This is a genomic window from Novipirellula sp. (genome assembly GCF_041583735.1).
Taxonomy (GTDB): domain Bacteria; phylum Planctomycetota; class Planctomycetia; order Pirellulales; family Pirellulaceae; genus Novipirellula.
The window spans coordinates 1-9,159 of the sequence record NZ_JBFHFD010000334.1; the positions used below are offsets into that span (position 1 = coordinate 1).

The window sequence follows — 9,159 nt, forward strand, 5'->3', positions numbered from 1 at the left end:
CGACTTCTCGAAAATCAAAGGGATTAGCCCACCAAACGTGGTCAGCGTCGTTAACATGATCGGCCGGAAACGGCGGATCCCCGCTTGTGAGATGGCTTCCAACGCGGAACATTCGCTACGGCGCCGGTTGGCATAATCAATCATGATCAAGGAATCATTGATCACGACTCCCGAGAGCGCAATCACCCCCATAAAACTGACCAACGATAAATCATACCCCAGCACGATATGCCCCAAAACGGCGCCAACGATACCAAACGGAATCGCCACCAGCACAATCAACGGTTGGACGTAGCCGCGAAACGCGATCGCCAACAGCGAATAGATCACGGCCAACGCCAGCCCAAAGGATCCCCAAAGCGACGCGGTCGCGCGACGCATTTCCGCATCACTGCCTTCAAAGGTCCACGTGATCCCGGGAAAGTCTTCGCGTAGACGAGGCAATTCGTCGTTTCGCAGAACATCGATCACTTGCGTCACCGCCCGTTTCGGTTCAACATCCATCGAGACATTGATGACTCGGCGACCATCACGCCGGTTGATCGACGAGAACGCCACGTTCTTTTCGACCTCAGCGACATCCAACAACGGCACCTCCGCCCCCGATGGCGTGCGAATGATCAAGTCTTCCAAGTGATAAATGTCTTCGCGTTGGTCTTCGGGCAACTTCACGCGAACCTCGATCTCGTTGGTACCACGTAACAGTCGCAGCGCCAACGAACCAAAGAATGCCCCACGCAATTGATCCCCGAGTTCTTCGTCGGTAAGACCGAGGGCGCGTCCTTCGGGGCGAAGCCGGAAATCGTATTGAGCCTTACCTTTGTTGTAGTTGTCACCGACATCACGCGCGTTGGAATAGAGCTTGATCCGCTGGACAAACGCCATAGCCGCCTTCTCTAAGACTTCGATATCGCTATGGCTCAGATCGATACTGATGTCTTGACGATGCCCGCCGGGACCACTTTCAGCCTCAAAGGTGACTTGATTGACACCGGGCAGGTCACCGATCGAATCTCGCCACAATTCAATGACTTCGTCGGCCGTCATATCGCGTTCGTCTGGTGGCTTCAGCACGATTTCCACATCGATAAAATCTTGACCGCGGACATTCGTCTTGATGCCCTCTGCCACTTCGTAAAGATTGTGTTCGTCGAACATTCGCAAACTAGCTCGGGTGACGGCGTCTGCAATTTCTGCGGCTTGATCTTGCGTGGTTCCCACCGGCATGCGAACCCCCGCTTCGATTTCATCCGCTGACACCGTGGGCATCAGGATCATTCCCATATGCGCGCTAGTGGCGTAACCCACGATCACCAGAAACAAACCGAGTGCCATGCACGCTGTGACATACCGGAACCGCAGGCACATTGCCAGAATCGGTCCAAAGACAACCTCGACCAGCCGATTGAACCATTGACTAAACCGTTGTTGCAAATGATGGAGCCGACTTCCCAAACCGTGCCGACGCCTTCCCGCCTTTCGTACATGTGCCAAGTGTGCCGGCAAGATGAACAGCGACTCGACGAGCGATAACGACAATACAATGATCACAACGACCGGCAACGGCGCCCAAAACTTGCCTGTTTCGCCCGGTATAAACATCAACGGCACGAATGCGACGATATTGGTCAGGATGCTAAATGTCACCGGCCCAGCAACCTCGCGAGTGCCCTCAATTGCAGCGACTTCGCCATCCCCACTGAGCTGACGTTTTTCATAAACATTTTCGCCAACGACGACGGCGTCGTCGACCACTATCCCTAGCACGACGAGAAAGCCGAACAACGAGATCATATTGATACTGACGTCGACCGCAGGAAGCAGCAAAATCCCTCCGATAAATGAGACGGCCATACCCATCATCACCCAGAACGCCAAGCGAAATTCCAAAAATAGAGCGAGGATCAATAGCACAATCCCCACCGCGATGACCGCATTTTCCAAGACCAAGTAAAGCCGACGGCGAAATTCATCCGCATTGTTGCTATCGATTCGCCATTTCACCCCAGGCGGCAACACCGATTCGAATTCGAGCATCGTTTCTTCGACGGCATTAGCCACGTCGATCGGTGATTGCGACCCGACGCGAAACACGTCAAGCTCGACCGAGGGCGTTTGACTGAACTGTGAATGAAAGCCGACTTCTTCAAAACCATCGCGGATGGTGGCAATATCGCCCAATGTGACCGAGGGTCCGGAACGGCCCGACACAATTTCGATGCCTGCGAATTCGTCCGCCCATTGTTTTCGAGCCTTGACCCGCAGCAAAATTTCGCCCGCCGTCGTCTGAACGGAACCGGCGGCCACATCACGGCTGGCGGTACGGATGATCTCGGCGACACCCGGTAACGTCAGCCCGTACTGTCGCAGCCGCTGACGCGGTATCTCGACGTGCGTCACGTATTCGGGCACCCGCCGCAGTTCCACCTGCGTGATTTGGTCGCTCGCCTGCAATGTGTCACGAAGCTGTTCGGCAAGCTTGCGAAGCGACCAAATGTCCACGGGTCCATACAGCGCTACCTGCATCACCTCTTGTTGCTGCGACTGCAGGCGAACTTCGGGTTGCTCGATCTGCTCGGGAAACGTACGGATCCGACTGATCGCCTGATCAATATCTTGATAGGCCTTCATGCGTTGCGATCCCGCCACGATTTCGATCAGCACTTCTCCGCGGCCTTCGCGAGCCTCGCTGGTAATTTCACGGATCCCTTCGACGCCACGAACGGCTTCCTCGATCGGACGCAAGATCCCCTGCTCGACTTCCGCAGGCGCGGCACCAGGGTATCCGACATAGACCTCAACGACATCGAGCTGAAATTGCGGAAAGACCTCCTTTTGCATTACGGCGGCGGACCACAACCCGCCACCAAGCAAGATGATCATCAGCAGGTTTGCTGCGATCGAATTGCGGGCCATCCAAGCGATGGGACCGCTTCGCGAATTCGGCGTCACTTCGTTGGTGCTCACTCCGCCGCATCCTCGCTGATTTCGTCGTCTGCTTCGTCACGGCTCGAATTGGCAGCGGCGGCCTCGCCAGGAATCACGGAGGCGACCTCGTTTATCTTCCGCAGCCCAACCCCTTCGGCCACGGTCGCCAACGTCGTCGTCACGACCTCGTCACCGCTTTGCAGCCCCTCGCCGATATACGCGTATTCCGCATCGCGGAACAGCACTTCGGTGTCGCGTATTTGCAATTGACCTTCTTGCATCACCCACACCGTGTCCCCCTCGCGTACGTAACGACGATCCAAACGCACCACGTCCTTCATCGCTCGACCTTCGATCTGAACTTCAATTAATGACTGCAGAATCAGCGGCGGCGTGTCCGATGTCTCACCCAAAGGATCCGGCACGGTGACCAACACCTGTGCCAAACGTGTTCGTTCATCGACGGTGCCAATCATTCTTGCAACGCGAGCTTGCTTTTGCGTTCCCAAGGGCCACGCATCGGGATTCAGCAGCGTCACATTCGATCCCGGCTGCTCGGACGTAGCGAACTGGACCCAACGCAGACTGCGAACCGGCAATGCAGCCGAAACCCAGTACTCATCAATCCCGACGAGTCGAGCAAGTTCATCGCCGGGCGAGACTTGAGAGCCGACATTGACCGATCGCGAGATGACCTGGGCATCAAATGGTGCAAAGACACTCGACCGAGCAAGGTCCAATTTCGCCCTTTCCACCGCAGCTTTAGCCGCATTGACTTCGGCCCGGATCGATGCAATCTGGGGTGCTCGTAACACCAATTCGCGATTCGTGTCATCGATGGTGCCTTCGAGTAGCCTCAACTCTTTTTGGGCCAAACTCTGGCGACCTTCTTCGATCTTTAGCGAAGCCTCGGTTTGTTCCAATTCGCTTTCCTGGATCGACAATGCGTTTTCATAGTCGGCCGGATCGATCCGCAATAGCAGATCGCCTTTGCGAACTCGCCCTCCCGGTAAAAATTGCGGCGATACTTCAACCACTTGACCGCTCACTCGGGGGCTAAGTACGATTTCCTGGGCCGCTTGCACCGTTCCAAGCACTCGCAACGTGGGCGAGAACGTGCCCCGCTTGACGGTCATCGCTTCGACCAACGCCGCGGATTTGCGAGTCGCCTTGATCTGTTTTGCGGTTGGCTCCGTCCGATTGATGACCACAATCGCCGCAGCCGAAGCAGACAAAATAGCCACACAAGCAATTAAAGTCCCAACGACACCAAACCAACGCCACTTGGGAGGCGATTGGAATTCATTCATCGTTACGGGTCTCTAGAAGCATCAAGTCGGAAACTTCGTTGATCAGTCCATCAAGCTCCGATTCGTCGGTTTTGGAATCGAAGTACTTGGAATCGATGTCGTCCAAATCAACCCCATCAGAATCTGAAGTTTCCGATGCGATGATCGCGGCGAAGTCAATGTCGGTGGGCTGTTGCACGGTCGGTTGCAATGGCGGGTCGGGTTCGAGGGCGTTTAGCGGCTGAGGATCAAAGCGGCCGGCCAACGCGAGGTACAGCGTCACCCGGATCAGTCTTAATTCTAGTTGAGCGGAAAGCACTTCGCGCTGCAAACGTTGCTGGGCTGTAATTGCCGTCAACACCGCGAGATAGTCCGTGTCAGGCTCAAGCAGATACTGCTCGCGAAGCTGTTCGGCCGCTTGGCGTGCTAATTCTAGCTGTTTTTCCAAATGTCCCAATCGCTCCAACTGGTAGCGTTCACGGGCCAAGCTGTCTTCGACTTCGCGGAAGGCGATCAGCATGGTCTGACCATAGCGGTTGAAAAGCTCACACACCACCGCCGACGTGCGAGCCACTTCGGCCTTCCGTTGCCCCCCGTCGACCAGCGGAGCGATCAATTGGCCGCCAATTGAAACAAACCAGTCGCGAAAAATGGTCTCGGGACGCTCCGCAACGTTCAGCAGTGATCCGGTCAAACTGAGACGTGGGTATTGGTCGCTGATCGCCGCCGCCAAATCGCGATCGGCTGCTACAAAAGCCAGATAATCGCGTCGCACATCCGGCCGGCGTTGCAACAATTCGGATGATAATCCCGTTGCTGGTAGCGGTGGCAATTTTGGCAATTCGGTCCCCGGATCGTATTGCGCCGACTGCGGCATCTGGCCGACCAGCACAGCCAACTGGTGCTCAAGCACCTCGATGCGTGCCTTTGCCACGACCGCTTGTTCAAGTGTCGCTTCGACCAATTGGCGTTGGCGAAGCACATCGGGACTGCGAATCAGTCCCAAACCGAATCGGGACTCTTGTAGCAGCAGCCCAGTCCGATTCGTTTCGATCTGTTCGTCAAGCAACCCGAGTTGAGCCTGGGCTTCAATCAAAGAAAACCAAGTTTGCGTGATCTCCGCGGACAGCGTCAGTGCGACTGCACGATAATCTTCTCGTGTGGCGGACGCGCGCAATCGCTCCGCCTCGACACGTGAACCAATCTGCCCCCAAAGATCCAGTGGATACGCCGCTTCGAATCCAAAGACATAGTTCTGAAGATCCGGTCCAGGACCCAAGACACCGCCAATGTCAGCTACTCCGTTGACATCGGGAAAAAAATTGGATGCTTCTCGGCGAGCCACCGCCCTTGCCGCACGGAGACGTTGTCGCGCCGCAGCAAGCGTGAAACTGCTTGTGAGAGCTTGATTGATCTGTTTATCGAGTGCGGGATCTTCAAACTCGCTCCACCACCGCTCGGGGACCGGCAACTCGCCGCTCTGCGAAAATGGCGGCGGTTTCTGGGTCGTAAGCGACGGAAGCGATTCGCGGCCAGCGCACCCGGCCACAACGACTAGCAGCATGAATGCCACCATATCGCGCGCAACCCGATGCAAATTGAAGCCGAATAATCCCATGCTGGCAAACCTACCGAGCGTTCGGTTGCCGGCACAAGCTCAATTCTACAGTCGAGTCAAACCGCCTCGCCGCCCCCCAAACGACGTCATTTCACGCCGCGATGATCCATCGTGTCATTTCAAGCAATGCGACCGCTCGCCCTGGAGACTTGATTCTAGGAATGCGTCAAGCGAACGTGGCTTGCGGATAAAAAGCGTGATTCACTGCTTAAGGACCGAAGATGCCCAAGATGCGTTACGGCAATCATCTTTTTAATCGATTCTTTGCCCCCGCCCGTTCACCGGTTCACCGGTCAAGAAACTTGGACGAATCCCACGCGAAGCGTCGGGAACTCGCGTCCTGACATTTTTATCTTCGTGACACCCGAATCGTCCGGGCGAGGAGGAGAGGGCGAGGAGGGCGGAGAAGCCGACCCCAAAGCGGGCGATTCACTGACGATACATGTCTCGGTATCGCCATAAGGTTGTTAAGAACGTCTTCCGATGGTCTCGGAAGCAATAAAACCTCGTATTTTTTTCCGCAGTGCCCAGGGCGGGACTCGAACCCGCACAGCCATAACGGCCGAGGGATTTTAAGTCCCTTGTGTCTGCCAATTCCACCACCTGGGCGTGCCGCCAAAATACGGGATTTTGCTCCGCCAGTCCACTCCAGGTGAGGCTAGTTTATCGAGACACCCCCATCACCTTCCTACCGCCACCGTTAAACCGTCGTGTCTTCTCGTGGGGCGAGCCACTGGATGTGCTCTGCCTCGCACTCTTCGTGCTCTTCCAAACGGTCGATAAACAACGAGACTTCATGAACCGCATCGGCCCACGTTCCAAAAGGGGGTTCGACCTGATCTAGACGCTCGGCCAGATCGTCAAGTTCCGAAAGCAGTTCCTCGTGATCCTGGCACGCCTGCCGGTAACTCGCCTCCACCTCGAGGGAACCTTTTGGGTAGTGCGAGCGAAGTTGTCGGCCAATCTGATCCTCCCGAACAAAATGATCCACGAGTCGGTCGCGAATCTGACGCAGTCGGTTTGCGGACTCGATAAATTCCGGAGACGGCTGCTCCGCAACGCCGCTAGTCCAGTCGCGGAAGGCATCCAATTCCTGCTGCAGACTGCTGTGTTCTTGTTTCCAGTGTCCAAACAGCACGGAAACACTGTGATTCGATTCGGGTTTCATGGATCTGACTCATTTTTAATGGTGTTCGGTGTTGAGTATCCCTCTTTCCTGTAAATCCGTGTTGAAAGGACAATGCAGCAACGATAGTGCCGCCACTCGGTCGAAATGCCTCAGTGGCGGAGGAAGCAACGGCTGTATACGAAGCCGAATTATCTGCAATTCTAACGTTTGACGTGGAAAAGTAGCCGGAAAAAAACGCCGCCTGCTACTGCACGCCCGTACATGCAACGCAGGCATCACTGGTCGCCGTTCGTTCGACTCCGGCAAGAATGCTGGACGATTATCGCGCAGAAATCGCCTGGAATCGGCGCGGCTTCACAGATCCATCAATAAAAAAACCGAGCGTGTAACACGCTCGGCTTCTTCGATTTTTTGAAGTGAAAACCAAGGAAACCTTTTTGGTTTCCAATCAGACACTTACTCAGTCTTTTCTGCTGCTTTTGCGAACGCTTTCGCAAATGCCTTCTCATTAAAGACCAATTTCACTTTGGCGTCGCCCTCCGCCTTTTCGACTTTGCCTTTGCAGCCATTGCAGCAGAACGTCACTTTGACACCCGAAACTTCGGTGGCGGTTTCAGGATTCAGGTCTTTGCCGCTAATCGGGCAAGCTTTTTGCTCGTACTGCTTGGTCGCCACCAATTGGCGATTGGCACTGTTGGCAAACTTTTCATTGTTCTTTGCGAACTTTCCAGCACATCCATTGCAGCAGAAATAGACTTTGCCGTCTTTGTAGTCCGCTGACTTGCTCGCATCGGCAGGCTTCGATGCGACGACGCATTGAACCCCTTCCAATTCGACATCACCAGCGAATACCGTCGCGGTAGCGATCAGGGCGATGGCCAAACCGCTTGCAACTTTCTTCAGCAACATACTTTTCTTCTCCAAAAATTTGGTTTCATTAAACATGCTCGTCAGACTACAAGCATAGGTGCTTTGGCAAGGGGAAGCAAACTAGTCAATCTGGACTAATCCAAACGAGCTTACCCTCTCGCGGTGACCTACAGGGCACTTATTCACCGATACTTTTGCCAGCCGAGACTTCTAGCAACATTCTCAAGTAGCTTCGTGACTCGGTTTGCCGCAAGCCCAACCGGTCCGCCAGCCGCCTGATTCGGTCGCGGGCCTGCGGGACATCCGACTCGTTCTCGGCGATCAACTCGATTTCGGCGAATCGGCCGACCTGCTGGACGTCATCCAGCACCACTGAAAAACCGACCCAATCGCCTCGGTTTGACTCCGCTGCGGTTGACTTCGCTGCGGATTCAGCCGGCTCAAACACACAGCGCGTCTTGCAAACTTCGGCGACACGCTGAAACCCAAGCAACTGCAGCAACTCTTCGGTCTTGTCGCCATCGGCATCCCCGGGCCCCAGTTCCCATTCCAATTCACGCCGAGCCTTGATTGCGCCTGGCAACTTCGTTCCTTTGTACGTGATCCAGGGCAATCCATTGATCCGCCGCACCCGTAACGCCTCTTTGGACTGGGCAAAATCACGACACGGATGATTGTAATAGGTATCCCGGTGGGTCTGAGTTTCGACGGCCTGAAACCCGGCCTCGAGCAACATTGCTTCGGTGGCAGTCGAGTCGTTTAAATGAAACTTTTGCTCAACTTCAAACATAATGGCGTTCACAGCAAGCGTGACCGAGAAAGAGAAAGAGAGAGTGTGTGGGATGGAACCAGGAGGTGACGGTGCGCGACTCGAGTTAGTAGTTCAAGGCGGGTTAGTCAACGACAGGCTGAGCGACTCGGTGACGTGGTGACGATGGCAACGGTTTGGCCACCCGACTCAGTGGCGTTGGCGTCCCTTCGCTGGTCACCCAAATTTCGCCATGGTCGTCCATACAAAGGGCTTCGATCTGTCTCAAGCGAGGCAGATCACTGGCTTCGGCGACCTGTTTCGTTTGTTCGGCAACCGGCATGTCGCGTGGTGAGCAGCGAAAGCAAAAAGCTTGAAAGTAGTTGGCAATCCACAAGTCGCCCGTGCGTGGGTCAATATCGGCAGCCGAAACCATCGGCAGCGCCAGCACTCCTTCGATTTTTGCCACCACCCTGTCTGCTGCGGGGAGCGAGGCTGCTGCGGGGAGCGAAGCGGGCGGATGCGAGCGGAGCGAATCCAGCCGTCTCACCAAATCGGGCAACTCTACAGAGTAAAC

6 protein-coding genes, 1 tRNA gene and 1 pseudogene are annotated in these 9,159 nt (G+C 55.3%); all 8 read right to left on the reverse strand.

What is annotated here, in order from left to right:
- On the reverse strand, positions 1–2,916 hold a 2,916-nt coding region (locus ABX962_RS21545), incomplete at its 3' end, for an efflux RND transporter permease subunit (protein ID WP_372722196.1).
- A 47-nt stretch (positions 2,917–2,963) separates the two neighbouring features.
- Positions 2,964–4,238 carry an efflux RND transporter periplasmic adaptor subunit gene (locus ABX962_RS21550; RefSeq protein ID WP_372722187.1) on the reverse strand — a complete coding sequence of 425 codons (1,275 nt, stop codon included), beginning with the start codon at positions 4,236–4,238 and terminating at the stop codon, positions 2,964–2,966.
- The gene (locus tag ABX962_RS21555) at positions 4,231–5,781 is read right to left on the reverse strand and encodes a TolC family protein (RefSeq protein WP_372722189.1); all 1,551 of its coding nucleotides are present in this window, start codon (positions 5,779–5,781) and stop codon (positions 4,231–4,233) included. The genes ABX962_RS21550 and ABX962_RS21555 overlap by 8 nt, the downstream gene beginning before the upstream one ends.
- 578 nt (positions 5,782–6,359) lie before the next feature.
- A tRNA-Leu gene (locus ABX962_RS21560) sits at positions 6,360–6,444 on the reverse strand.
- A 91-nt stretch (positions 6,445–6,535) separates the two neighbouring features.
- Positions 6,536–7,003 (reverse strand): hemerythrin domain-containing protein, encoded by a 468-nt coding sequence (locus ABX962_RS21565; RefSeq protein WP_372722191.1) that lies wholly within the window; start codon positions 7,001–7,003, stop codon positions 6,536–6,538.
- A 417-nt stretch (positions 7,004–7,420) separates the two neighbouring features.
- Entirely contained in the window at positions 7,421–7,873 is a 453-nt protein-coding gene (locus ABX962_RS21570) for a hypothetical protein (protein WP_372722193.1), read from the reverse strand.
- 139 nt (positions 7,874–8,012) lie between these two features.
- On the reverse strand, positions 8,013–8,624 hold the full coding sequence (gene cyaB, locus ABX962_RS21575) for a class IV adenylate cyclase (RefSeq protein WP_372722195.1): 612 nt from the start codon (positions 8,622–8,624) through the stop codon (positions 8,013–8,015).
- Positions 8,625–8,727: 103 nt separating this feature from the next.
- Positions 8,728–9,159, reverse strand: a pseudogene (locus ABX962_RS21580) (hypothetical protein); the annotation flags it as partial.

Bases quoted from the DNA above. Each gene is read 5' to 3' on its own strand.
- ABX962_RS21550 (WP_372722187.1), bottom strand. From the start codon at position 4,238: ATGAATGAATTCCAATCGCCTCCCAAGTGGCGTTGGTTTGGTGTCGTT.
- ABX962_RS21555 (WP_372722189.1), bottom strand. From the start codon at position 5,781: ATGCTGCTAGTCGTTGTGGCCGGGTGCGCTGGCCGCGAATCGCTTCCG.
- ABX962_RS21565 (WP_372722191.1), bottom strand. From the start codon at position 7,003: ATGAAACCCGAATCGAATCACAGTGTTTCCGTGCTGTTTGGACACTGG.
- ABX962_RS21570 (WP_372722193.1), bottom strand. From the start codon at position 7,873: ATGTTGCTGAAGAAAGTTGCAAGCGGTTTGGCCATCGCCCTGATCGCT.
- cyaB (WP_372722195.1), bottom strand. From the start codon at position 8,624: ATGTTTGAAGTTGAGCAAAAGTTTCATTTAAACGACTCGACTGCCACC.